The 24,433-nt window shown below is 54.9% G+C and carries 24 protein-coding genes and 3 pseudogenes; 9 read left to right on the top strand and 18 right to left on the bottom strand.

Annotation, left to right across the window (positions count from 1 at the left end; translation table 11 throughout):
• Positions 1-87 precede the first annotated feature (87 nt).
• A pseudogene (locus FDY98_RS06865) lies at positions 88-1,727 on the top strand (BCCT family transporter).
• 96 nt (positions 1,728-1,823) lie between these two features.
• On the opposite strand, the gene FDY98_RS06860 reads toward FDY98_RS06865, so the two are convergent.
• The 6 genes from FDY98_RS06860 to FDY98_RS06835 form a co-directional block, all read right to left on the bottom strand.
• Entirely contained in the window at positions 1,824-2,945 is a 1,122-nt protein-coding gene (locus FDY98_RS06860) for an ABC transporter ATP-binding protein (RefSeq protein WP_022520449.1), read from the bottom strand.
• Between the two features lie 181 nt (positions 2,946-3,126).
• Entirely contained in the window at positions 3,127-4,005 is an 879-nt protein-coding gene (locus FDY98_RS06855) for a carbohydrate ABC transporter permease (protein ID WP_009287309.1), read from the bottom strand.
• On the bottom strand, positions 3,998-4,924 hold the full coding sequence (locus FDY98_RS06850; protein WP_027959701.1) for a carbohydrate ABC transporter permease: 927 nt from the start codon (positions 4,922-4,924) through the stop codon (positions 3,998-4,000). The genes FDY98_RS06855 and FDY98_RS06850 overlap by 8 nt, the downstream gene beginning before the upstream one ends.
• Positions 4,925-5,017: 93 nt before the next feature.
• Positions 5,018-6,277, bottom strand: coding sequence for an ABC transporter substrate-binding protein (locus tag FDY98_RS06845; RefSeq protein WP_027959702.1), 1,260 nt, complete (start codon positions 6,275-6,277; stop codon positions 5,018-5,020).
• 111 nt (positions 6,278-6,388) lie between these two features.
• On the bottom strand, positions 6,389-7,900 hold the full coding sequence (locus FDY98_RS06840; protein ID WP_027959703.1) for an ATP-binding protein: 1,512 nt from the start codon (positions 7,898-7,900) through the stop codon (positions 6,389-6,391).
• Positions 7,897-8,622 carry a response regulator gene (locus tag FDY98_RS06835; RefSeq protein ID WP_027959704.1) on the bottom strand — a complete coding sequence of 242 codons (726 nt, stop codon included), beginning with the start codon at positions 8,620-8,622 and terminating at the stop codon, positions 7,897-7,899. Before FDY98_RS06835 ends, FDY98_RS06840 begins: the two co-directional genes overlap by 4 nt.
• Positions 8,623-8,902: 280 nt before the next feature.
• Between FDY98_RS06835 and FDY98_RS06830 the strand changes: the two genes are divergently transcribed.
• A complete protein-coding gene (locus FDY98_RS06830; RefSeq protein ID WP_027959705.1) occupies positions 8,903-9,688 on the top strand; it encodes a hypothetical protein in 786 nt (261 codons plus the stop codon).
• Positions 9,689-9,752: 64 nt separating this feature from the next.
• Positions 9,753-9,893, top strand: a complete 141-nt coding sequence (locus FDY98_RS06825; protein WP_155705729.1) for a hypothetical protein — start codon at positions 9,753-9,755, stop codon at positions 9,891-9,893.
• Positions 9,894-10,104: 211 nt separating this feature from the next.
• Here the strand turns inward: FDY98_RS06825 and FDY98_RS06820 are convergent, their stop codons facing one another.
• Positions 10,105-10,902 carry a Cof-type HAD-IIB family hydrolase gene (locus FDY98_RS06820; RefSeq protein ID WP_027959707.1) on the bottom strand — a complete coding sequence of 266 codons (798 nt, stop codon included), beginning with the start codon at positions 10,900-10,902 and terminating at the stop codon, positions 10,105-10,107.
• A gap of 173 nt (positions 10,903-11,075) precedes the next feature.
• Here FDY98_RS06820 and FDY98_RS06815 point away from each other — a divergent pair, with 173 nt between their 5' ends.
• Positions 11,076-13,016, top strand: a complete 1,941-nt coding sequence (locus FDY98_RS06815; protein ID WP_027959708.1) for an exoribonuclease II — start codon at positions 11,076-11,078, stop codon at positions 13,014-13,016.
• A 102-nt stretch (positions 13,017-13,118) separates the two neighbouring features.
• On the opposite strand, the gene rfbC is transcribed toward FDY98_RS06815, so the two are convergent.
• From rfbC to FDY98_RS06785, 9 genes and pseudogenes are all read right to left on the bottom strand, one after another.
• A complete protein-coding gene (rfbC, locus tag FDY98_RS06810; protein WP_027959709.1) occupies positions 13,119-13,667 on the bottom strand; it encodes a dTDP-4-dehydrorhamnose 3,5-epimerase in 549 nt (182 codons plus the stop codon).
• Positions 13,668-13,670: 3 nt separating this feature from the next.
• On the bottom strand, positions 13,671-15,017 hold the full coding sequence (locus FDY98_RS06805; RefSeq protein ID WP_027959710.1) for an NAD(P)H-dependent oxidoreductase: 1,347 nt from the start codon (positions 15,015-15,017) through the stop codon (positions 13,671-13,673).
• A 7-nt stretch (positions 15,018-15,024) separates the two neighbouring features.
• A complete protein-coding gene (gene rfbF / locus FDY98_RS06800) occupies positions 15,025-15,801 on the bottom strand; it encodes a glucose-1-phosphate cytidylyltransferase (protein ID WP_009287302.1) in 777 nt (258 codons plus the stop codon).
• Positions 15,802-15,816: 15 nt separating this feature from the next.
• Positions 15,817-16,662: an NAD-dependent epimerase/dehydratase family protein gene (locus FDY98_RS06795; RefSeq protein ID WP_196518190.1), complete on the bottom strand. Its 846-nt coding sequence runs from the start codon at positions 16,660-16,662 to the stop codon at positions 15,817-15,819.
• Positions 16,663-17,722: 1,060 nt separating this feature from the next.
• Complete coding sequence (locus tag FDY98_RS27305) at positions 17,723-17,917, bottom strand: hypothetical protein (protein WP_340146908.1); 195 nt, start codon at positions 17,915-17,917, stop codon at positions 17,723-17,725.
• A 116-nt stretch (positions 17,918-18,033) separates the two neighbouring features.
• Positions 18,034-18,344, bottom strand: a pseudogene (locus FDY98_RS27300) (methyl-accepting chemotaxis protein); the annotation flags it as partial.
• A gap of 326 nt (positions 18,345-18,670) precedes the next feature.
• Positions 18,671-18,850 (bottom strand): hypothetical protein, encoded by a 180-nt coding sequence (locus FDY98_RS27295; protein WP_340146802.1) that lies wholly within the window; start codon positions 18,848-18,850, stop codon positions 18,671-18,673.
• A 74-nt stretch (positions 18,851-18,924) separates the two neighbouring features.
• A complete protein-coding gene (locus tag FDY98_RS27290; protein WP_340146801.1) occupies positions 18,925-19,248 on the bottom strand; it encodes a hypothetical protein in 324 nt (107 codons plus the stop codon).
• A gap of 429 nt (positions 19,249-19,677) precedes the next feature.
• Entirely contained in the window at positions 19,678-20,130 is a 453-nt protein-coding gene (locus FDY98_RS06785; protein ID WP_155705728.1) for a PHB depolymerase family esterase, read from the bottom strand.
• Positions 20,131-20,182: 52 nt separating this feature from the next.
• On the opposite strand from FDY98_RS06785, the gene FDY98_RS27285 reads away from it, so the two are divergent.
• The 5 genes from FDY98_RS27285 to FDY98_RS27265 all read left to right on the top strand — a co-directional run bounded on the left by FDY98_RS27285 (position 20,183) and on the right by FDY98_RS27265 (position 22,232).
• Positions 20,183-20,593 carry a glycosyltransferase gene (locus FDY98_RS27285; RefSeq protein ID WP_340146799.1) on the top strand — a complete coding sequence of 137 codons (411 nt, stop codon included), beginning with the start codon at positions 20,183-20,185 and terminating at the stop codon, positions 20,591-20,593.
• 128 nt (positions 20,594-20,721) lie between these two features.
• Positions 20,722-21,132, top strand: coding sequence for a glycosyltransferase (locus FDY98_RS27280; protein ID WP_340146798.1), 411 nt, complete (start codon positions 20,722-20,724; stop codon positions 21,130-21,132).
• A gap of 78 nt (positions 21,133-21,210) precedes the next feature.
• Positions 21,211-21,606 (top strand): hypothetical protein, encoded by a 396-nt coding sequence (locus tag FDY98_RS27275; protein ID WP_340146797.1) that lies wholly within the window; start codon positions 21,211-21,213, stop codon positions 21,604-21,606.
• 327 nt (positions 21,607-21,933) lie between these two features.
• Entirely contained in the window at positions 21,934-22,101 is a 168-nt protein-coding gene (locus tag FDY98_RS27270) for a hypothetical protein (protein ID WP_340146796.1), read from the top strand.
• Positions 22,098-22,232 carry a hypothetical protein gene (locus FDY98_RS27265; protein ID WP_340146795.1) on the top strand — a complete coding sequence of 45 codons (135 nt, stop codon included), beginning with the start codon at positions 22,098-22,100 and terminating at the stop codon, positions 22,230-22,232. The genes FDY98_RS27270 and FDY98_RS27265 overlap by 4 nt, the downstream gene beginning before the upstream one ends.
• Before the next feature lie 90 nt (positions 22,233-22,322).
• On the opposite strand, the pseudogene sucD reads toward FDY98_RS27265, so the two are convergent.
• Both sucD and sucC read right to left on the bottom strand, forming a co-directional pair.
• Positions 22,323-23,191 (bottom strand): annotated as a pseudogene (gene sucD, locus FDY98_RS06770) (succinate--CoA ligase subunit alpha).
• Positions 23,191-24,357, bottom strand: coding sequence for an ADP-forming succinate--CoA ligase subunit beta (gene sucC, locus FDY98_RS06765; protein WP_009287299.1), 1,167 nt, complete (start codon positions 24,355-24,357; stop codon positions 23,191-23,193). Before sucC ends, sucD begins: the two are co-directional and overlap by 1 nt.
• Positions 24,358-24,433: the final 76 nt, after the last annotated feature.

The following is a 24,433-nucleotide window of genomic DNA, read 5'->3' as shown; positions in this document are numbered from 1 at the left end:
TGTTTTCGGCCACAAGATGGGATTCAACGCTGTTTATCCTCATGATGGGGGTTTGACATGGCATCTTCCACAGAGGAGACGTAGTGTATGAACCATCCCAATGATCCTGAGTCGCCTTCGGCAACGAGCGACATGCAGACCGACTATGTCGTCGGCCAGGACAATATCAAGGGGCAGCTTGGCCCCATCGGTTTCGACATCCACAACCGCGTTTTTGTGGTATCCGCGCTTGCTTCCGCTATCTTCATCGTCCTCACCCTGCTGTTTCCAGAGCGAGCGGGGAGCACTTTTCAGTCCATTGTTGCCTTCTCGACGGGAACGTTGGACTGGTATTTCATGATTCTGGTCGACTTCTTTATTCTGTTCTGCTTAGCGCTGGTGGTTCTGCCTTATGGCTCAGTCAGGCTGGGCGGGGCCGATGCGCGACCGGATCACAGCTATCTCTCCTGGTTCGCCATGCTGTTCACCGCGGGAATCGGCATCGGCCTGCTGTTTTCGGCGTACTCGAACCGGTTTATCACGCCAATGTCTCGCTGCCTCTGGGCATCGCATCGCCCTTCGGCGCCGATGGCGAACTGAACTCAGCGGCTATTGATGATGCCAGCGCCATGGGCCTAGCGGGTACCTATCTACACTGGGGTATCCATGGCTGGGCGGTGTATGTGGTGATGGCGCTAGCGCTGGGCCTGTTTACCTATAACAAGGGCCTGCCATTCTCTATTCGCTCGGCGTTCTTTCCCATTCTCGGTGAGCGTGTCTGGGGCTGGTGGGGCCATGTGATCGATATCCTGGCGGTGTTTTCCACTCTCTTCGGGCTGGCCACCTCACTTGGGCTTGGGGCACAGCAGGCTAATGCGGGGATGAACTTTGTCTTCGGCCTGGAAGTAAGCACCTTAACCCAGGTCATCGTCATCATTCTGGTGACGGCGGTGGCGCTGGTGTCGGTTTGGCGCGGTCTTGAGGGCGGCTTGAAGAAGCTCTCAGAGATCAACATGATCCTGGCCGTTCTGTTCTTCTTTTTTGTGCTTTTCGCTGGCCCTACTCTGCTGGCCATGGCGGGTTTCTGGTCGGGACTTACCACCTATGTCACTGAGTTTATTCCTCTGTCCGCGCCCTTTGGTCGTGAGGATGATGCCTACCGCCAGTCCTGGACGATTTTCTACTGGGCTTGGTGGATTAGCTGGGCACCTTTTGTGGGGATGTTTATCGCTCGGGTATCCCGGGGCCGCACGGTGCGTGAATTTATCCTCTGCGTTTTGCTGGTTCCCAGTCTGTTTATCTTTGTCTGGATGGGCGTCTTTGGCTCAACCGCCCTTGAACAGCTCTATGCTGACCCGGCGGGCAGCCTGGTTAAAGAGTATGTCATCGACAACTACAGACCCGAGCTTTCGCTGTTCGGCATGCTGAACGAACTACCCTTGACGGGGCTGATGTCGACCCTGGGCATCGTGCTGGCGCTGATCTTCTTTGTCACCTCCTCGGATTCCGGCTCCCTGGTCATCGATACCATCACCGCCGGTGGTAAAATCGATGCTCCGCGGCCACAGCGTATGTTCTGGGCGGTCGTCGAGGGTCTCATCGCGATTGTGCTGCTTATCGGTGGTGGCCTGACCGCCCTTCAGGCCGGTGTTACCGCCACCGCTATTCCGTTCTCGATTGTGATGCTGCTGATGTGCTACTCGATCATCAAGGCGCTCAATGGCGAGCTACGGCTTATTCGTAAGTAATACCTGCAGTTGAAACCTTTAGGTAACTACAAAAGAGGCCCCCTGCTGAAACCAGCAGGGGGCCCACTATTTCACAACAGGTTCAAGTCAAATCGCTTACGCAATACGCTGCTCGGTCTCGGCATCAAATAGAATCGCTCTGCCCATATCAACACGTAGTGATAAGCGCTCCCCTGCAACCACTGCGCATTTAGGCCCAACACGGGCGGTAACTTCCTGTTCGCCAAGCGGTAAGCGCAGCAAAATATCCGCCCCGGTAGGTTCTACCACCGCCACACTGGCGCTCAGCAGCGTTCCTTCGGCTTGGGACGTTAACCGCTCATCCTCTTCGCTGAAGTGCTCTGGGCGTAGGCCAAGAATGACCGGCTGGTTAAGCCGTTCGGCCATATCTGGGGCGATGCGCTCCTCCGGCCAGGGTAGCACCAGCTCATCCTCACCTGGCGTGGCAATCCTCAGTTGATACCCACCGTTATCGTCCTCCAGTGTGGCGCGAATGAAGTTCATCGACGGCGAGCCCATAAAGCCAGCCACAAACATATCCACCGGGTTGTTGTAGACCTCATCCGGCGAGCCGAGCTGCAGAATATGGCCGTCGCGCATCACCGCAATGCAGTCGGCCAGGGTCATGGCTTCGACCTGGTCGTGGGTGACGTAAACAATGGTGGTGCCCAGGCGCTGGTGGAGCTTTTTGATCTCGGTGCGCATATCCACGCGCAGTTTGGCATCCAGATTAGAGAGCGGTTCGTCAAACAGGTACACCTTTGGCTCCCGAGCCAACGCACGTCCCATGGCTACACGCTGACGCTGCCCGCCGGAGAGCTGTGCAGGCTTGCGTTCCAGCAGGTGGGTAATTTGCAGTAGATCGGCTACCCGCTCCACCGCGGCTTCCCGCTCGGCTTTGGGCACCTTGCGCATCTCCAGCCCGAAGCTGATGTTCTGGCGTACAGTCATGCTGGGGTAAAGCGCGTAGGACTGAAATACCATGGCGATATCCCGATCCGCGGGGGTGCGCCAGGTTACGTCTTCACCATCGATATAAATATTGCCGGACGTCACTGGCTCAAGCCCGGCAATGGCGTTCATCAGCGTGGACTTACCGCAGCCTGACGGCCCAACCAGAATCAAAAACTCGCCGGAATCGATGGAGATACTAACGTCTTTGAGCACCCGCTCGCTGCCAAACTCTTTACGCACGTTGTGGATTTCTAAAGCTGCCATAATGAAAATCCTATTCTAAAGCGACTGACAAACTCCATTCATCTGGGTTGGTCAGAAGCAGCCCTCCGCGGGGGCGCTGTGAACCCATCCCTGGGCGCTACTTTCGCCATCCCTGGCGAAAGACCCCCGCTACGGGCTGCTTCTGACCTTCTAGAAATGGTTGCCACTCACCTAGTTGTTATTAGCCTTTAACGGAACCGGCTGTCAGCCCGCGTACGAAGTATTTTCCCGCCAGCACGTACACCACCAGAGTGGGCAGCGCGGCAATCATCGCCGCCGCCATATCCACGTTGTACTCGCGAACGCCGGTGGAGGTATTCACCAGGTTGTTTAGCGCCACGGTAACGGGCTGGGTGTTGTGGGCTGAAAACGCCACGCCAAACAGGAAGTCGTTCCAGATTTGGGTGAACTGCCAAATCACTGAGACGACAATAATCGGAGCCGAAACCGGCAGTAGAATGCGCCAGAAGATGCGGAAAAAGCCCGCGCCATCCAACTTCGCCGCCGATACCAGCTCGTTGGGGATACCCACGTAGAAGTTGCGGAAAAACAGCGTGGTGAAAGCGATGCCAAAGACCACGTGAACCAGGATCAACCCGGCGCGGGAGCTGGAGATCCCCAGCCAGCCGAGGGTTTGCGCCATGGGCAACAGCACCACCTGGAAAGGAATAAAACAGCCAAACAGCATTAGCGCGAAGACTAATTCAGAGCCTTTGAAGCGCCATTTGGTCAGCGCATAGCCGTTAAGGGCTCCGATAGTGGTTGAGATCAGCACCGCTGGAATCACAATCGCAAAGGAGTTCCAGAAGTAGCCGCCAACGCCATCGCAGCGCATGCCGGTACAGGCTTCACCCCAGGCTTTTGTCCACGGCGCGAAAGTGGGATTTTGCGGAAACGAGAGCAGCGACCCGGCGCTGATTTCGCTCAGCGGCTTCACCGAGGTCATCAGCATGACCACCAGCGGTAGAATATAGAACAGCGCGGCGAGTATCAGCACGCCATAGAGCAGGCCACGACCCAGCCGCGCAGCGGGCGTCTGACGACGAATCACATTAGCCATGCTTGCGGCTCCTTAGTTCGGAGTAGAGATAAGGAATCAAAATCGCCAGCACGCCGCCCAACATCAGCATGGCGCTGGCAGAGCCCAAACCTATCTGCGCCCGGGTAAAAGCGTGGGCGTACATAAAGGTGGCGGGTAAATCGGTGGCATAGCCAGGCCCACCGCCGGTGAGCGCGACGACCAGATCAAAACTCTTGATCGCGATATGGGCCAAAATCATCACTGCGCTAAACACGACCGGGCGTAGGCAGGGCATTACCACGCGCAGATAAATCCGCGGCAGACTAGCGCCGTCCAACTGAGCTGCTTTGATAATGCTGTCATCAATACCCCGCAAGCCGGCTAAAAACAGCGCCATCACAAAGCCTGACGCCTGCCATACGGCGGCAATCACCAGGGTATAAATCGCCATATCAGGATCGACAATCCAGTCAAAGCGAAACGACTCAAAGCCCCAGCCTTGAACCATCGCTTGAATGCCCAGCTGCGGGTTGAGTAGCCACTTCCACACTACCCCGGTAACAATAAATGACAGCGCCATGGGGTAAAGATAGATCGTGCGCAGTGCGCCCTCTTGGCGAATTTTTTGATCGAGTAGTATCGCCAGCAGCGAGCCAATCGCCAGGCAAATCACCACGAACAGCACGCCAAAAATCATCAGGTTGGTCGAGGCGACCCACCAGCGCTCATTGGCCATTAAGCGTGCATATTGACCAAAGCCGACAAAGTCATAGCTGGGCAGCATGCGCGAGCTGGTTAGCGAGAGCACGAACGTCCACAGCATGAAGCCGTAAACAAAGAACAACGAAATGGCCACCGACGGTGCCAGCACCAGACGAGGCAGCCACGCCTGCAAACCGCCGGATGGCGTCGACCGCTTAGCGCCAGCCCCTAAAGGCGTCGCAGAGGTATTTTTCATGGGGAGGGAATCTCTCATGGAGAAGTATCCTTGCCAAGCAACGAAGGCGCCGCCGTTGCAGCGGCGCCTGAAGAACGCTAACGCTAGAAAAGCCTAGAAAGAGGCCGCTTCGGCAGCGCTCACCATACGTTCTGCCGCTTCTTCAGCAGGCATATCGGCGTCGTTGAAGTAGTTGGTAACCACGTCAAAAATGGCGCCCTGAATATCCGCGCGTACGGCCATGCCGTGGGCCATACTGGGCACTAGGCCACCCTCTTCAGCGGTGCGCTGGAAATCAGCCAACGACTGCTGGGCACAGCTATCGAATTCGCTCATGTCCAGATCTGGCCGCGCAGGAATCGAGCCTTTGGCAAGGTTAAACGCTTCCTGGAAAGTAGGCTCAAGCACTAGGCGGGCTAACGCTTGCTGCGCTTCGCGCTCATCGTCGTCAGTGACCCGGAACATGGCCAGGCTATCGATATTGAAGGTGAACGCATCTTCGGTGCCCGGCGCTGCGGCACAGAGGTAATCTTCCCCGGCGGTCAGTCCAGCCGCAGTGAACTCCCCTTTGGCCCAATCGCCCATCAGCTGAAACCCTGCCACTCCTTCAATCACCATTGCCGTGGCAACATTCCAGTCACGCCCGGGCATGCCTTCATCCATCAGCTCGCGGGTACGCTTGAAGTCCTCAAGGGCATCGATCATTTGTTCGCCGCCCAGGGCTTCAGGGTCTAGTTCTACCAATGCCTGCTGATAAAACTCGCTACCCTGACCACCTAACAGTACGCTTTCGAAGACCGTAGCGTCCTGCCAGGATTGGCCGCCATGAGCCAGCGGTACGAAGCCCGCTTCGCGGATAGCCTCACCTGCCTCGAATAGTTCATCCAGCGTGGTGGGCATCTCTACCCCTGCCGCTTCCAGCACTTCGGGGTTGGCCCACAACCAATTTACCCGGTGTACGTTGACGGGTACCGCCACGTATTGGCCGTCGTGACGCATGATATCGGCCACGACTTCCGGCAGCAGCTCATCCCAGCCTTCCGCATCGGCAACGCCGTTCAGGTCACCGAGCAAGCCAAGCTCACCCCACTCCTGAATTTCGGGGCCTTTGATTTGGGCTGCAGAGGGTGGGTTGCCCGACATGGCACGAGATTTAAGCACCGTCATGGCGGTTTCACCGCCGCCGCCTGCCACTGCAAAGTCCTGCCAACCGTAGCCTTCAGCTTCCATTAACTCTTTAAGCACGTTGGCAGCGCGAGCTTCACCACCGGAAGTCCACCAGTGCAGCACTTCAACTTCATTCGCTTGAGCGGTGGTGGCTAGCGTGGCACCTGCCAGAGCAAGCGCGAGGGTCGTCTTCTTAAGCGTCGACATGGAGTAACTCCTTATATTGTTATTGTCCTCTCGGACGTTCGACATCCAAGAGGTTACGCCAAGGCAAGCGTCAACGGGAGTTACCGAGTACTGCATAGTGTTGGGGTTTTATTACAAACCTGTAATAGTTTCCTGGCGGGGTAGCGAGAGAGTCACCACCAGCCCACCATCAGCATGGTTGGCGAGCGTGATGTCGCCGCCATGGGCACGGGCAATATGCCGGGCAATGCCCAACCCGAGGCCGCTACCACCCGTGTGTCGACTGCGTGAGGGCTCCAGGCGCACAAAGGGCGAAAACACCCGCCCCAATTGCTCTTCGGGTATACCTGGGCCGTGGTCACGAATACGCATGGTGACCGCGTTACCGTGATCTATTAGCTGCACATCGGCCTGCTTGCCATAGAACACCGCGTTCTCAAGCAGATTTGCCAGGCAGCGTTTAAGCGCTACCGGTTTGACAATCAGCGGCGCGATAAGAGAACCACTTTTAATCTCAATAGTGACCTTCCCCCCCTGAAGGCTAAGCTCTTCGGCCAGCTCTTTGAGCAGGTGTGTTAGATCAACGGGCTCGGGCTCTTCATGCAGGTCTAAGCCTTTTACCGAGGCCAAGGCACCTTTAACCAAGCTATCCAACTCATCCAATGAGGCGCAAAAGCGCTCGCGCTGATAGTCGTCATCAAGCATCTCGGCGCGCAGGCGCATGCGGGTTAAGGGGGTCTTCAAATCATGGGAAATCGCCGAAAACAGCCGTTCGCGCTCCTCAATCTGCTCGCGAATACGCCGCTGCATACGATTGAACGCCGCGGCGGTGGCGGCCACTTCTTTGGGGCCACTCTCCCGTAGTGGCGGCATATCCAAATCATCGCCCAACTGATTCGCTGCCCGTGAAAGCCGCGCCAGTGGCCGGGTCACGCTGGTAATACCCAATAGCGAAAGCGCCAGCACACTCAGCAGCACCAGTAACCCGACCAGCAAACGCTCTTCAGAAAGCCAGCGATAGCCGCTGAAAATATCGGGTACGCCCAGCAGCGTGGCAACATAGAGCCAGGTGCCTGGGGCAAGCTCCAGTTGGACCACTAAAATCGGCGGCGAGAGTGGCTCCATCAGCAGGCTGTGCTGCCCCCAGCGGGGCGGTAGGTCGTAAAGCAGTACTTCGTTATTGAGCACACGCAGGTTTTCCGGGCGGGAGAACTCGACAATCACGTCGTCGATATTGAGCTGCTGGGTAAGCACCGAGCGCACATTATTCACCACCACCTGTTTTTCCGGCCCGGAGCCGATATCGTCGATGGCCAGCCTGCGTTCGTTGACGCTAACAAAAAAGCGTGTGCCACCCATATTACGCAGCTGATCGAGCACAATATGGCGGTAGTCAACGGGCAGTGAGCGGAAAAACTTCATGGTGGAGGCGATGCTAAACGCCATATTGGTGGACAGCTCATCAAGCTGTGCCAAGTGGCTGGAGCGCACCTGGGAAGTCCAGATCGCGTAGCTGGCCCCTTGGGCGACCAGCACTCCGGCGATCATGATGATCACGAAGCGCCCGCGCAGCGACGCCGGCAGCCAGCGGGCAGCTCGTCGGGATAAGCGTCGACGAATGATTGTCCACTCCACGCGTCTCACGTTAATGCATCTACCTGGGCGGTTAACACATAGCCTGCCCCGCGCACCGTTCGAATCAACTGCGAGTGCTGGGCATCTTCACCCAGCCGTTGGCGCAGGCGGCAAACGTGGACATCAATGGAGCGATCAAGCGGCGGCGCGTCCCGCCCCCGGGTAAGCGCGTAGAGATCATCCCGAGTGAGCACCTTCGCCGGATGCTCTAAAAACACCTGCAATAGCTGAAAATCAGCCCCTGAAAGCGCGGCGCGCTCGCCCTGCAGGTCAATCAACTCGCGGGTCATGCGGTCGAGTTGCCAATTACCAAAACTGACCCAGCGCGCCTGCCCCGCAGGCAACCCTGGTGGAGCACTGCGGGTGCGTCGCAGTACCGCTTTGACGCGCGCCAGCAATTCGCGGGGATTAAACGGCTTGCCCAAGTAGTCATCAGCACCCAGCTCCAGACCCAGAATGCGGTCGGTCTCATCGGCACTGGCGGTAAGCATGATTATCGGCACATCGCTGTGCTTTCGGACGTCACGGCAGATGGTAAAGCCGTCGTCACCGGGGAGCATTAAATCGACAATCAGCAAGTCGGGGGCGTGTTCTGCACGCAGAGAATGCAACGCCTGCGCACCGTCCGCTGTGAATACCCGATAGCCATGGCGCCCCAGGTAGTCAGCGAGCAGTTCACAAATCTCCGGGTCATCGTCGACCACAATCAAAGTAGCAGGGGTTGTCGTCATCGCAGCGGGTTCAGCCCTACACTGTTGTCGTTATTGGGCCTTGATGATGGTCGAGGAAACTGTGCATCTCAAGCCCCCTTCGACTAATGATGAAATCACCTGTGGCTACGCTATTTCTGTGTATTAATAAGAATGCTAACAAAAAAATACAATATTTACTTAATGCTTTTGTTTGCTTAGCCGATTAATAATGTAGATATAGAGCAATAACCAGCGCTTTCGTCACTATCATCGGCCACATATTGATAGCGATTAAGCAAAGCCACAAGGAGGTATTGCAATGACAATCGGTATCGGGCCATCTACTCCGGTGACCTCTCAATCTACATCGGGTAGCCGCACTCAGAGTGTATCAACCAAGGGAACTGAACAAGGCGGCAGCACAACGCCTACTTCTGGTTCATCGAAGCCATCAAGCCAACTTTCCACGTTGGCTCAGCAGTTAAGCGATAGCGCCCTGCGTGCCGAAGAGCGTGATGCTAGCCTGGATCGTAAAGCGTTAGGCCAAAAAGCCGATGCACTGCTAAGCCAAATTACCGGCCAAGGCTACCATAACAACCGAGCTCGATATGATGCCGAAGTTCCCAACACCGATGATCCAGAACTCTTGGAGCGAGCAAAGCAGGCCACCTCCTTTGTTAATGGCAGAGGTAGCAATCCTTTTAGCGGCTTGTCTCAAGATCAATTAGTACTGATTATTTATGACGATAGTGGCACGTTTACGGCCAATGAACAGCGCGCAGCCTGGCAAGAAGATTATGATCAGCGGCAAGTATGGAAACAGGCCGTCGTAGCCCGTGGCAAGCTGGAGTACAGCCAAACAGGCAAGATGACCGACTTCTTCAAAGAAGTGCTTGGCAATTACAACGACCTGCCTCCCATCATGCAGGCACAATATCCCGACTTCTATGCCCCACGCCTTGAGCACCTGATCGAGATGGATTTCAACTTTATGACCCACCGCGCCGAAGGCAAAGGGGCACCTGAAGATATTTTTGACATACTGATGTCGAGCGAAGACTTTGCCAATCTTGGTAAACGCTTTGCTAACTCAACGGTTAGTTGAAAAGAGATAATAGTAAATGCGAAGCAATTCTAGCGCTGAGGAAGATATTTCACGCGAAGCGCTCATGGCCGATGCCAACGCTCTTCCTCAACAGCTTAATCAAAGTCTGCTTGAGGCTTTTATTGGCAAAAACGATGAAAAACCCACTGAACGTAGCTTTATAATGAAAATGTTTGATTGGCTGAAACCACCAGCGAATAAATAAAGCGTAACGTCAGTTTTTGAACAGCTCATCAAGGGAGTTGGCGGTCAAGATCGCTCCAGACCACTCATCCAACTGCGCAGGCGTTGCTTGCTCCAGCCGCTGTTCTGCCCAAACAGGCAGCTCGCCAAATTTTAGGCCAAGCTGTTGAGTTGCTTCAGATTGACCTCAGCTGCAAGTGACGAAATTAAGAGCCACTAATTAATACGTAACCCTACAGCCCAAAGCGCTTTTTCAGCCATTGGGCAACGGCGGCTTCGCCATGGTGACCGATACGTTCAGCGCCGGTGACACGATCAAATAGCGCAGGGTGGGCATTGGCCATTACCTGGGCCTCCCCTGCTAAATCGAGCATTTCGGTATCGTTAAGATTATCGCCAAACGCTAGGCAATCGACGGGCGTTAAGCCCAACCGTTCCAGCAGTGATGACAGCGCCACGCCTTTGTTGACCCCACCGGCCATGATTTCCAGAGAATCAATGGTGGAATAGGTAATATGCAGCCCGTCGCCGTGGGCCTCTTGCGCCTGTGCTTCTAACTGCTTTAGCGCCTTTGGGTCGCCTAGATAGAGCACTTTGCCTACACCGTTAGTGTCCATTTGCGCGGGGGACACGACTTCATAGCCAAACCCTGTAGAGGCATGAAGAGATAATAAGTGCGGGGCCTCTGAATCAATATGCCAGCCGCTTTCGCGATAAAGATTAAGCCGTACTTGAGGAGGGCGCGGAAGACCGATTAGCGTCTTTGCATATTCAGGCTCAAGGTGATTAGCCGCCAACAAAGCATCGTTGGGATCATGTATATAAGCACCATTGGTGCTAATCAAGTGCGCCGGAATATCCAACTGATCACGAAACACCTTCATATCGTGGTAGTGGCGGCCAGAGGCGAGTGCGACATGATGACCTTGCTTCACCAATGCTCTTAGCACCTCTACGGTGCTTGCGTGCAGGGTGTGGTCGCTTCCTAATAGGGTGCCATCCAGGTCAGAAACAATCAGGCGAGGTGTCATAGCGCGCTCCGTGAGTATGAATATTCAGCTTAACCGATTCCCTTGAGCGCATGTAAGCCTTTGACTCGCCATTACCAAAGCCAACATCAGGGCCAACATCGCATAGCGACAATTGGCGCAGCCTGCGGGAATCCGTATAGTGGCAGCCTAACTCTCGCCAACTGATTGAGCTCATGCTTCAGAACAACGCCATGCTTGCCCAGCTCAAGCAACAGATTCGTCAAACCACCCCCCGTGCTGAAGGGGTGATCAAAGCCACCGACAAAGGTTTCGGGTTTCTCGAAACCGACGACGGTGAATCCTATTTCGTGCCGCCGCCCGCCATGAAGCAGGTGATTCACGGTGATCGCGTGGAAGGCGTGATTCACGAGAACGGTGACAAAAAGTCCATTGAGCCGGAAAAGCTGATTGAAGCGGGTCTTGATCGGTTTGTCGCCCGGGTGCAGAAGCGCGAAGGTCGCCTATCTGTCGCCCCCGACCATCCGTCGATTAAAAACGTTATCAAGGCGCGGATTAAGAACAGCCTTGACGAAGACTCCATTGCTGACGGCGATTGGGTCGTTGCCCGCTTGGTACGCCATCCACTAAAAGCCGATGACCGCGCTTTCTTTGCCCAGATTGATGAGCTGGTCGCCAAAAGCGATGATCCGGCAGTGCCATGGCGCGTCACACTTGCACGCCATGCGCTGGAGCAAGAGTGCCCCGATGCGGGCACCGACTGGCCGCTGATCGATGAAGGCCTGACTCGCGAAGATTTAACGCCCACGCCCTTCTTCACCATCGATGGTGAGAAGACCCGCGATATGGATGATGCGCTGCACGTGGCTACTCGTGCGGAAGGCGGCTGGCGGTTGAGCGTAGCGATTGCCGACCCCACCGCTTATGTGGAAGAGGGCCATGCGGCTGATTTAGAAGCCCGCACTCGCGCCTTTACCGTTTACCTGCCTGGCCAAAACGTCACTATGCTGCCAGAGCAGCTAGCAGATGATCTCTGCTCGTTGTGGGAAGGCAAGGAGCGCCCCGCGCTGGCCTGTACGCTGGATATTAATGCTGACGGCAGCATGGGCGATTACCGCTTTTTTGCGGCGAACGTTAAATCTCACGCCAAGCTCGTTTACGACAACGTCTCCGACTGGATCGAAGGTCAAGGCGACTGGGCACCCGCGGATGAGATCGCCGAGCAGCTTACTGCGCTGCGTGATTTGACCGAAGCGCGTACCGCTTGGCGCAATGAACACGCGCTGGTGTTTAAAGACCGTCCCGACTACGTGTTTGATCTCGATCCCGCCGGTAACGTATTGGCGGTGCGCACCGAAGAGCGCCGCATTGCCAACCGCATGATCGAAGAGTCGATGATTGTGACTAACGCCTGCTGCGCGGATTTCCTGGCCCAGCACATCGGCCACGGTATCTTTAACGTGCATCGCGCGTTCGAGCCCGAGAAAGCCGAAGCCGCCCAGGAATTCTTGGCAGGTCAGGAGATCGTGGTCGAACGCGAAGCGCTGACAGAGCTTGCCCGCTACACTGAGCTTAAGCGTGTGCTGGAAAGCCGCGATGACGCCTGGCTGGATGCGCGCCTGCGCCGCTTCCAGGGTTTTACCAGCATGTCGGCCCAGCCCGGCCCACACTTTGGCCTGGGCCTAGCCGCCTACGCTACCTGGACCTCGCCGATTCGTAAGTATGGCGATATGGTCAACCACCGCCTGATCAAACGCGTGTTGAAAGGCGAACAGGCCCCCGCCGAAGCGACCCAGCAGCTCACCGAGCAACTGACGGAACGCCGCCGCCTGAACCGTATGGCCGAGCGCGACGTGAAAGACTGGCTCTACGTGCGTTACCTAACGCCCGCTGCACAGAACCAGGATACGTTTGAGGCCGAAATCATGGCCATCAACCGTGGCGGCATGCGCGTTCGTCTGGTGGAAAATGGCGCAACTGCGTTTGTGCCCGCCCCCTTGATGCACAGTGACCGCAGCAAAGTGGTCATTGACGATAAAGAGGGCCGTATCCAGATCGAGGGCGAAGAGCGTTACAAGCTTGGCGATCCGCTGCGCATAGTGCTCACTGAAGCACGCGAAGAGACTCGCTCGCTAGTGGCAAAGCCTGCCAATTGACGGGTAGGCAATAGCTAGACATTACTCAAAGGGGCAGCGTTCACGCTGCCCCTTTTTTAGTGTGTTTGATATCTGGATTCGCTACTAGCTATTGGCAAGTGGTCAAAAAAGCTCTTCGTTTCGCTCACTGATTAAGGGCCAGCTAGCGTCTTTTTCAGACACCACCGTGGGTGGCATCGGCCACTCAATCGCGAGACGTTCATCGTTATAGCGCAAACCACTTTCAGCCTCGGGATGATAGGCAGCCGAGACCAGATAGCTGACTTCAACATCGTCGGTCAGCGTCTGAAAGGAGTGCGCAAAGCCTGGCGGTACATACAGCTGGCGCCGGTTTGCGTCGGTTAATTCAAATAACTGATGGTGCAAGTAGGTTTCCGAGTCTTTACGGATATCCACGATGACATCGACAATCGCGCCTCGAATGCAGCGCACCAGTTTGGCTTCGGCATGGGGCTGCCGCTGATAATGCAACCCCCTTAAGGTGCCTCGCTGAGCAGAAAAGGAGGTATTCTGCTGCACAAAGTCACTCAGCAGGCCATGGCGCTCAAACTCCGCATGGCACATGGTACGGGCAAAAAAACCTCGCTCATCACCATGCGGTTCAAGCTCTATCAGGCGGGCATCCTTGAGGTTCGTTTGATGAAAATGCATGTCTTACTCCGTGAAAGTAGCAGCGACACCAGACGTCAATTCCAGGGCAAACATGGCTTCCTGTTCGGCATAAAGACGGTCGATCAACCGCCCTGGTGGTATACGCACATCATCAAAGGTCAGCGCCGCATCCTTTTCCACATGCCCCACCACCTGGCAGCCCAGCGCTAGCCCGATAGGTAATAGCCGATCCCTGCGTATTACCTCGATATTTTCCGCCACTCCATAGACTTCGAAGCCACCGAGTTCTTCTATTGTTTCGCCCTCCTGCAAAGCTTTCTTGGCTATGGCGATGACGCCCACCCTGGGGCCCTCTATGGGGGATAACACCGGATCACGGAACAGCACGGCGCGGGCAACGGACGTGGGCACTTCGAAATGGCACAGATGGTAAGGCGTCGTGAAGCAGTAATACGGCCCCTCGCCCAGCTTGTAGAGTTCGAGATAGTGGCGCTGACGGGGACTGTCGGTCGTCCCTAGCACAAACACGCCCGGCCCCGGCCGCGCCCCAACAACGTAATCCACCAGCCCCGGCCCCTTCGGGTTCAGGTAGGGCTCAAATGCCGATACCGTCTGTTCGATGGGTATTAAGGGCCCACCGGCCACACCATCGGAGAAATCAGGGCCAAGCATGCCGCGCTGCGCCACTTGCATACCGGTGCCGTTGGCGACGATCGCCTGTTCGAACGATATCTTGGTGCCATCAGCAAAAGAGGCCACCATTGCCGGCTTTTGCCCCCAGCGTTTGGCAAAACCTTCCTGGGTAGCCGGGTTGCGATATGGGTCATGCAAGCCTTTAATGTTGCCACACAGTACCGGCTTAATGCCTAGCCCGGCGACGAACCGATAGAGATTCATCTGTACGCCAGGCTGGTCGCCATCGGCAAAGCTGTAGACAGCCCCTGCCGCATCGGCTTTCACTTTCAAGATGGGGCCGATCGTACCGTCGAGTTCCGCGTTCATTTGAATGACGTCTTTGCCACTTTCCAGCGCCGCCAGGACGGCATTCGCCGCGAACTCCAACGAGCCAGTGACTTCAATAATTGCATCCAATCCCTCTGCGCGTGCCAGTGCCACGGCATCCTCGGTGACTGCCGGTCGCCCAGCCGCAATCGCCGCTTCAAGTTCCTGCTGAGTCTCGCAGGCGACTGGCTCAATCCCGGTTTGCTGGAAGACTTTGATCGCTGCATCCAAATGACGATTGGCAATCGCACAAAGGCGCATCCCGGGCGTAGCGGTCATAATCTGCAGACCGATACCGCCCGCTTGGAACCCCGCCCCGACCATCCCCACTCGAATGGGATTACCCTGCGCCTCTCGTTGGGCAAGCGCCGTATCAACAATAATCATTGATGGTTCATTCCTTCCAGAGCTTCCAGGGGGCGCCTTCTGCCCAGGCGGTCTCGAGTACCATTCTGTCTCTCAGCGTATCCATGCTTTGCCAGTACCCGTTATGATGGAAGTAGCCCAATTTCCCCAGCTCGATCATCCGGTTCATGGGCTCGTTTTCCCATACGGTCTGGCTATCGTCGATCGTCTCGAACACTTCCGGATTACAGACGAAGAAGCCGCCATTGATCAGCCCTCCATCTATTTCGCCCTTTTCACGAAAGCCCTCTACCTGGCTGTTGCCCTCTTTCAAACGCAGGGCACCGTAGCGGCCCGGCTGCGTTACTGCCGTCAGGGTGCACCAATTTTTCGAGGCCAGATGTGAGTCGATCAAGGCATTGATATTCAGATCACTCAACCCATCGCCATAGGTCAAACAGAAAGGCTCATCTGCCAGGAGAGACATTGCCTTCTTGAGACGCCCTCCGGTCATGGCATCGGCGCCTGTATCCAGCACAGTGATTTTCCAATCATCATTAACGCTCTGAAGCCAGTCGACGTTACCTGTCTTCAGATCGATGGTGTAATCGGTTCGATTGCCGCGATAATTGAGGAAATAGTCACGGATGTACTCCACCTTATAGCCACCCAGGACGATAAACTCCTTTAAGCCATGATGGGCGTACATCTTCATGATATGCCAAAGGATCGGCCGACCACCCACTTCCACCATGGGCTTGGGGCGAATGGCTGTTTCTTCACTTAAGCGCGTTCCGAACCCTCCCGCGAAAATTGCGACTTTCATAGTCTAGCCTCCGTTTCAGGCCTCAAGGTTAATGTGGGTAGCAGCAGACAAAGCACTCGGGGTGACTGCATCACACATTTGCCAGCGCAGGTTTTCAGATAGACGGCGCGCAGTGATATGTGCCTGCAGCGCATGCAGACGCATATAGCGCGAGGCTCGGAACTGGGTATCGGAAAACTCCATGCTTTTGAGCCCATTGATCAATCCCATGATCGAATCTATTAGCGTCATTTGTGGTTGGTGCTCAGGTGCCAACTTGGCAAACAGGCTGAAATCCACTTGGTAGGAGCGACTGTCCGCCGGGGCTTGGGTATTGATACTCAGCGTGGTGCCGGGAACGGCTTTGGCCACTGCAGTGGCTAAGTCTCGCACTTGATGATTGCGTTCGTTCGATCCGGTATTGATATTGAGTATGCGTCCGCCGCTTTCAGGTTTGCGCTGTACTGCCCAATCGACAGCTATGGCCATATCGGAGACGTCGATCAAGGGCCGCCAGGGAGACCCATCGCTAAGCACGGTAATATGCTGCTGACTTAGGGCACAGGCAACGAAATCATTGAGCACCAGATCCAGCCGTAAACGCTCTGACATTCCGCAAGCAGTCGCAAAGCGTAAACTGGTAATCACCATGTCGCCCCCAATGCCGGCTAACGCTTCTTCAGCTGCTATTTTCGAGCAGGCATAGGCGGTAACGGGAGCCACGGGATCCAACTCACTGCGCGGAGCCCCTAAAGCGATGCCATAAATGCTGCAACTTGAGGCAAAAACGAAGTTTTCTACCCCCCTGAGCCGCTGCCTTGGCAATCTCACCGTCGCCTGCTGATTGACCTCAGCTGTCACTGCGGCGAAACGGTCTCCCATGGGGTCATTGGAAATCGCCGCCAGTTGAACTACAGCCGTATAACCTCAAAAAAATCAGCCGGAATATCTCGCACATCCCCCATAAACTGCTGGTCGAGATAGCACTCAGGAAGAAGTTCGGCATTCGTCAAACAGTGTGCGAAGTAGGCAGTGTCATACCCATGAAGAGTGGCGGATGGGTGACGTAAGGCTAGCTCCCGCACCACAACGGAGCCAACATAGCCCATGTTCCCTATGACCAAGATTTTCAAAATACCACCTCGCCATTATCGTCAATTAAACGAGTTTCCCTACGCTCTTATTTTCAAGCTTATTTAATTCCGATGTTTTTATTCATGCCTACTTGTTGCATTGCATATTTCTGGACTAAAAAGTGTATAGCAGGTAACACAAGGATACCTTAAAGCAATAAAAAAATTGCCACTTCCCAATCAGAAACACTTAAGCCGGACAATATACTACTGCTTATATAAGTAAAAATCACATGTAAACTAACAACACTACACTCCTGCACTAGATTTTTAATGTATTAAAAATCAATGTACTATGATCTTTATAATTAAATTTCTTCCGGTAGCCCTCATGAAAAGCCACACACCCATACACATTACAATAAAAACATAAAATTACCAAAGATTACATTTTAAAGATAAGTGACACCGCTTTTACTGTCAAGAATAGAGGCGGGTTAAAAATCTAGTCTGCAGTACTTTTTTTTCATGTAATAAAGCAAAAAAAAGAGTGCTTTTTTCAAACATTGCTTTTTATTTCTCTATATACTTTTTATAAAATCTGCCATCAATCAGTCTTACTAGCAGCTCACCCAGCCTATGATAAAGCCTCGGCGTTGATGCCAGTGGTGTTTGTTCCCATTGACTACGGCAGAGGAGTGATTGATGACAAAAAAGAGCGTACCCAGACCGAAGAATTAGAGTGTTATACGCTTGTCAGTTCGCTGCGCGAAGAGGACCACTTCCTGATGGCACAACCTAGTGAAAAACTTTATTAGCCCATTAAAAAGCAGCAGCGCCTTTGAGGCGCCACTGTTGTTATCAGATTATTAGAACTCTGCTTGTCTTGCAGCCGAGGATAAGGCCATTGCAGGCTTGTACTCTGTTGCTTTTTTCACAACAGCTTCATCTATTTGAAAGGCAGCTACCAGCTCGCGAAGTCGCCCAGCCTGATCTTCCAGGGAAAATGCTGCATTAGTCGACTGCTGAACCAAGGTGCTGTTTTGCTGAGTGGTAGAATCCATTTCAGTAATAGCAGTATTGATCTGCTCAATACCACTGCTTTGCTCCCGAGTGGCAGAGAGACCTCGACCATCAGCATAGCGAGGCGCTGGATCACCGCTTCCGTCTCACCTATGGTCGCAGCGCCTCGCTCCGCTTGGTCAGAACATAGCTTTATTTTGCTACGCGTATCGTCGAGCATACTACGAATCTCACCTGCTGAAGCGGCACTGCGGCTTGCTAGCGCACGAACTTCTGTAGCGACCACTGCAAATCCACGGCCTTTATCACCAGCACGCGCCGCTCAACGGAGGCGTTTAAAGCCAGGATATTGGTTTTGAAAGCAATCGTATCGATGGCCTCAACGATCTTATCCATGCTTAGCGATGCGGCTGTCACTTCGCGCATTAATTCCACACTTCGGGAAACTTCTTCACCACTGCTTTGCATCTGTTGCGAAGCATTATGGGCCAGCGTATCAGCCTCTTTGGTTGAATCACTATTCTGGCGAACCGTTGCCGTCATCTCCTCCATACTGAAGCCGTCTCCTGCAAGGCAGCTGCTTGCTGCTCAGTACGAGCGGCGAGCTCCTGCCCACCTTGGGCAATTTCATTGGCTCCGTTCAAGACATTCTCGCTAGAGTCACGTAGTGATGCGACCAAGGTAGTGAGCTCTTTACTCATTTCGGCCATGGAGGTTAATAACTGAGCCGTTTCATCACGTCCTGTGGTACGATATCGTGTCGCAAATCTCCTTCCGCAACGCGCCTAGCAACCTCAACCGCTCTCCCGCAAAGGCAATACAATGCTACGCGTAATAGCAATTGCCAGCGCCATCAACAACGCCACCCCCGCGAAAATACAAAGCTGCCAAATAGCCAAACGATACTCGGCATTTATCGCCTCGTTAGCCGTCTTGACCCCTTCAGCAGCCACTAGGCTAATTTCATCAGCCAACTCCTCAAGCTGGTAGATACTCTCTTTATGCTCACCGAAAGCCAGATTGGCTTGAGAGGTTTCGGTAATACTGCCTAGTTCAATTGGCGATAGACTGACAAAAAACCCTCTTCATACCCCTGGAGGGCTCTTCCTGCCTGTTGGTACAAAGCATCGAGGCTATCCTTATCGGCAATTTGGCTACCCGCCTGGAAGGCGGCCTGTATTGCTTCGATGGTCGCCGTCCAACTTTGCTGGTAAGCCGCTACCCGATCACTACTGTCGATATTGATGAAGATATCTTTTTCAAACGCCGCGCTTGCAATGCCAGCCGCTGAATTTCTGCGGCATTGCTTGCGAGTGCTACGTCCGTGTCCAAGGTTTTTTTGGGCAGTATCCTTGGTGAAGGTGATGCCCATAATTCCCGCTATTAAAGTGCCCAAAGAAATAGCGAGACCAAGCCAAAAGCCAGTGCGAGCCGTGTACCGATCTTGAACCGTGAAAGCATTGCCAAATCCTAACAAGTGAAAGAGCTAGGATTTTAGGCAACAAGAATGAAAACTGTAACTCAACCTTTGCAAACTATTGTCAACTTTTATACATAATCAAAGAGTATCTACTATACCAGCGCGTCTCACCTGCGCTAACTTAATGACAGACTAGACATAACCTGAGCAGATATCGGCCAGTTCTATGACACTATCTGCCGATGCTGACAGAAGAACCGCAGCATTTCCCGGTCAGCGTCAGGGCCTTGAGGGTCGGTATAGCTGCCCTTTTTGCTACCTCCTGACCAAGCCATGCCCCCATGGATACGCCACTGCTCTAAGCATGGCTTACCCGAAGCATCACGGTGGGTGGTACAGGTGTAGCCGCGGCCTTGGAACGTTGCCTTGCACTACCGTCGCTCCTGCTTGACGCGATGTGCTGTACTGGGCGGCCACGCGATCCGCGTTGCGGGGGAGCACGGTGGTGTCGCGGTTCGCCATGAAACATAATCGCTGGCACATCCGACGCCCACCCGGCTCCTTTTGCTTTGTTACCGCCAGCGAGGGCCCTGTGCCTCCCTGCATGACCCCCAAGGCATCGGGGAAACTCTTGACCACGCCGTGGAGCAGCCCAGAGTGCACGCCTACCGCCGCAAAGATATCGGGGTAGATCATCGCCAAGTGGTCGCCATGGTGGCGCCTGCCGAGAGCCCTGCCACATAGACACAAACGGGCTCCGTTGTCTCTGAACTGACTTATTTCTCCTTTATGGTGAAACGATGACACTCTTTGGGGTTGGAGGTTAGCTTGCACATTGCGATGTGACGATGTTTCATGCCCCCGCCAGCGGCGGTGTCGTACCTATTTGCAGGCCAAACACCGTGTTTTTCTCGCGTATTCCACAGCTGCGCACCAGCCTGCTGGTGCCGGGGGCGGAGCGGATAGTCTTGGCGACCACCACACGCTACCGGCGTTACACCTTCCTTTGGCAAGTTACCGCTTTCCGCTACGCGGTTCTCCGTGGCGTGATGCACTGATTGATCTGAAGCCCGATCTGATAGAGGCTGGCGACCCCTATGTAACGGCCTGGGCGGCGCTCGATGCGGGGCAACGCCTCGGCGTGCCTGTGGTGGGCTTTTATCACTCTGATCTTCCGCGCCTGATGGGTGATCGCTTTGGGCGCTACGTTGAGAAACGCTTAACCCACTATGTCACGACGCTTTATAGCCAGTTTGATAGCGTGCTGGCACCCTGTAACGCATGGCGAATCGACTGAATGACTGGGGCGTCAATAACGTTCGCGTTCAGCCATTGGGCGTCGATTGGCGCAATTCAATCCCCAGCAGTGTGACTCTGCGTTTCGCCAAACCATGGGTATACCCAGCGACAAAAAGCTGCTGATCTTTGTGGGCCGCAATTCCCGAGAAAAATATTGATGTGCTGCTTACGACGATGCGTCAGCTAGGCAGCGATTACCATTTGCTGCTGATGGGGCCCGGCATGCCACATCACGTACCCAGTAATGTCACCATCGTTGATCGCTGTTGTGGCGCCCACGAGGTCGCGAAGGCGCTAGCCAGTAGCGATGCGCTGTTACATGCGGGCACCCGAGAAACCTTCGGCTTAATTGCTCAGGAAGCGATGGCAAGCGGCATTCCAGTAATAGCAGCGAACGCAGGGGCGCTGGCAGAAAACGTGCCGCTGGGGGCGGGTATTTTATGCAAACCGCTCGACCCCGTTGCCATGGCGGAGGCGTGTGTGCACTGTTCAGTAATGATGTCGCCGCCAGTGGGCGCTATGCGCGCCGCCATGTAGAGCGCCATTTCAACTGGGATGGTGTCATGCATTCCCTGCTGGAGCACTATCAGCAGCTTTGCCACGGTAGCCAACCGTATGCACTCCACCAACACCACTAGTCGCCGTCAGCTACTGAAGTGGCGACCCATCCATGGTGTGATGATTGCCTTAGCGCTGATTGCACCGCTAGTGCTCACTGCTTGGTTGGGTGGCGCTGAAGCACTGCAGCGCGTCAAACACTTCCCACTTGGGCTGCTGTTATTGATGCTGGTGATGGCCTTTCTGTGCTGGAACCTGAATGCAGCAAGGCTACGTTTTGATGCTGGGTGGCCGTGCGGGCAGGCTCGGCCAGCGCGGCGCGCTGGTATCGAGCTGGCGTCCAAGTTTGCCCTGTGCGCCACCCAGGCGGCAGCGGTGGCCCAGCAACCCTGTTTTGTTGCTTGCGCGGCGCGGTTTCCCGCCTGCCAAGGGCGCGGCGGTGTTCCTGATTGATCAAGGCTGCGATTTACTGTTCTTCCTGGCCATGCTGAGCGGCCTGGTGCTCTTTTCAATGCTAAGCGACACCCAATGGCCACATCAGTCGCTCGTGCAGTGGGCACTGGTAGGATTAGCGTTCATGGCAGCGCTGGTGATTGTCGTAATGCGTTATCTACCCAGCCTATTGCGTTCACCCGGCGTGAACACGCCATGGCCAAGCCGATATCAGCGACGCTGGCTCGTACGGCGCCTCTTGCGCTGTCGGCATGCGTTAAAGGTCACCCTTAAGCTCCCGCGCAGTATATTGATCACCATGCTAGCGCTGACGACGGCGCACTGCTCATGCGCTACAGCTTGCTCTATTTGGCAGTACTGGGAGTAGGTGGCCATGCGGACTGGATGTGGACATTCTTGACCCAGATGCTGGCGATGGCAGCCAGCCAATTTAGTTTTCTGCCCGGCGGCGCGGGTGCTGCGGAGGTGGGCGTAGGAAGCCTGTTGTTACGTTGATGGAGCGCGAGCAGGCCGCAGCAGCGGTACTGGTGTGGCGGTTGGTCAGCTACCATTTATATTTGGCGGCAGGCGCGCCGCTCTTTGTACTGTATAGCTATCGCATGCTGCGTCGCTCACCGACGCCATAGCAACATTAGCCAGAACAACATTAAATGTGCAGAAATGAATAAGGGCGCCCCGAGGGGCGCCCTTATAACGTGCAGCTAAACGTCAATGGCTTACCAGCCAGTCACTTCTTTCAGCGCATCACCGATTTCAGCCAAAGAGCGCACGGTTTTAACACCAGCGTCTTCTAGAGCAGCAAACTTCTCGTCAGCGGTGCCTTTACCGCCAGAGATGATCGCGCCCGCGTGGCCCATACGCTTGCCAGGAGGTGCAGTAACACCGGCAATGTAGGAAACCACGGGCTTGGAAACGTTGGCTTTGATGTAAGCCGCCGCTTCTTCTTCAGCCGTGCCACCGATTTCGCGATCATGACGATAGCTTCGGTTTTCGGGTCTTTCTCGAACATCTCAAGGATGTCGATGAAGTTAGAGCCCGGAATCGGGTCGCCGCCGATGCCCACACAGGTAGACTGACCAAAACCGTGATCAGTGGTCTGCTTAACGGCTTCATAGGTCAGGTACCAGAGCGCGATACGATACCGACACGGCCCGGCTGGTGAATGTGACCCGGCATGATGCCGATTTTGCATTCGCCTGGGGTGATAACACCTGGGCAGTTGGGGCCGATCAGACGTACACCCAGTTCGTCGCACTTCACTTTGGCTTCGAGCATGTCTAGCGTGGCGATGCCTTCAGTGATGCACACAATCAGCTTGATACCGGCATTCGCCGCTTCAAGAATCGAGTCTTTACAGAACGGCGCCGGTACGTAAATAACGCTGGCTTCCGCGCCGGTTTCGCTACCGCTTCTTTCACGTGTTGAAAACGGGCAGACCGAGGTGCTCCTGGCCGCCTTTACCCGGCGTAACACCACCGACCATTTGCGTACCGTAGGCAATCGCCTGCTCGGAGTGGAACGTGCCTTGGCCACCGGTAAAGCCCTGGCAGATGACCTTGGTGTTCTTATCGATCAGGATGCTCATTACTTGCCCTCCGCCGCTTTAACGACCTGCTGAGCCGCGTCGGTCAGACTGGTAGCCGCGATGATGTTCAAACCGCTAGATGCTAGTTTTTCAGCACCCAGCTCGGCGTTGTTACCTTCCAGACGTACGACAACCGGTACGTTGACACCCACTTGCTCAACGGCACCGATAATGCCTTCAGCAATCATGTCACAACGAACGATACCGCCGAAAATGTTAACCAGTACGGCTTTAACATTGTCGTCAGAGAGGATGATTTTGAACGCTTCTGCCACGCGCTCCTTGGTGGCGCCGCCACCAACGTCCAAGAAGTTAGCGGGCTTGCCGCCGCTCAGGTTGACGATGTCCATGGTGCCCATGGCCAAACCTGCGCCGTTAACCATGCAGCCGATGTTGCCATCAAGCGCGACATAGTTAAGTTCCCACTTCGCCGCATCGGCTTCACGCTGATCTTCTTGCGAAGGGTCACGCATGGCCTGCAGGTCAGGGTGACGGTATAGAGCGTTGCTATCCAGACCCAGTTTGGCGTCGAGGCAGTGCAGATTGCCTTCTTCAGTGACGACCAGCGGGTTAATTTCCAACAGCGCCAGGTCTTTGTCGTGGAACAACTGAGACAGACCCAGGAAAATCTTGGTGAACTGCTTGATCTGGTCGCCCTTCAGGCCCAGCTCAAAGGCTAGCTCACGCGCTTGGTACGGCTGCGCGCCGACCAGCGGATCGATTTCGGCTTTGAGAATCTTTTCCGGCGTCTCTTCTGCAACCGTCTCGATCTCGACACCACCTTCGGTGGAGGCCATGAAGACCACACGACGGGTAGTACGGTCAACCACGGCACCGAGATACAGCTCATCGGCGATGTCAGTGCAGGTCTCAACCAAAATCTTGGCAACAGGCTGACCTTTTTCGTCAGTCTGGAAGGTTACCAGGTTTTTACCCAGCCACTGCTCTGCAAATGTTTTGGCTTCAGCCGGGTCTTTAATCAGCTTAACGCCACCCGCTTTACCACGGCCACCGGCGTGAACCTGGGCTTTAACCACCCACATGTCACCACCGATTTTTTTGCAAGCCTCTTCCGCTTCTTCGGGCGTGTCGACTGCAAAGCCTTTAGACACTGGTAGACCATAGTCGGCAAACAGCTGTTTACCTTGATACTCGTGAAGATTCATCGATTCATGCCATTGGTTGCATGTGACTCGAACGATGATCAGTTTCTAAAAAACTGGCCATCCCCGTTCTTTCGAT

This window comes from Halomonas sp. PA16-9 (assembly GCF_009728585.1).
GTDB classification, from domain to species: domain Bacteria; phylum Pseudomonadota; class Gammaproteobacteria; order Pseudomonadales; family Halomonadaceae; genus Vreelandella; species Vreelandella titanicae.
The sequence above is the reverse complement of the archived record's forward strand: the minus strand, read 5'-3'. Positions and strand labels throughout refer to the sequence as shown.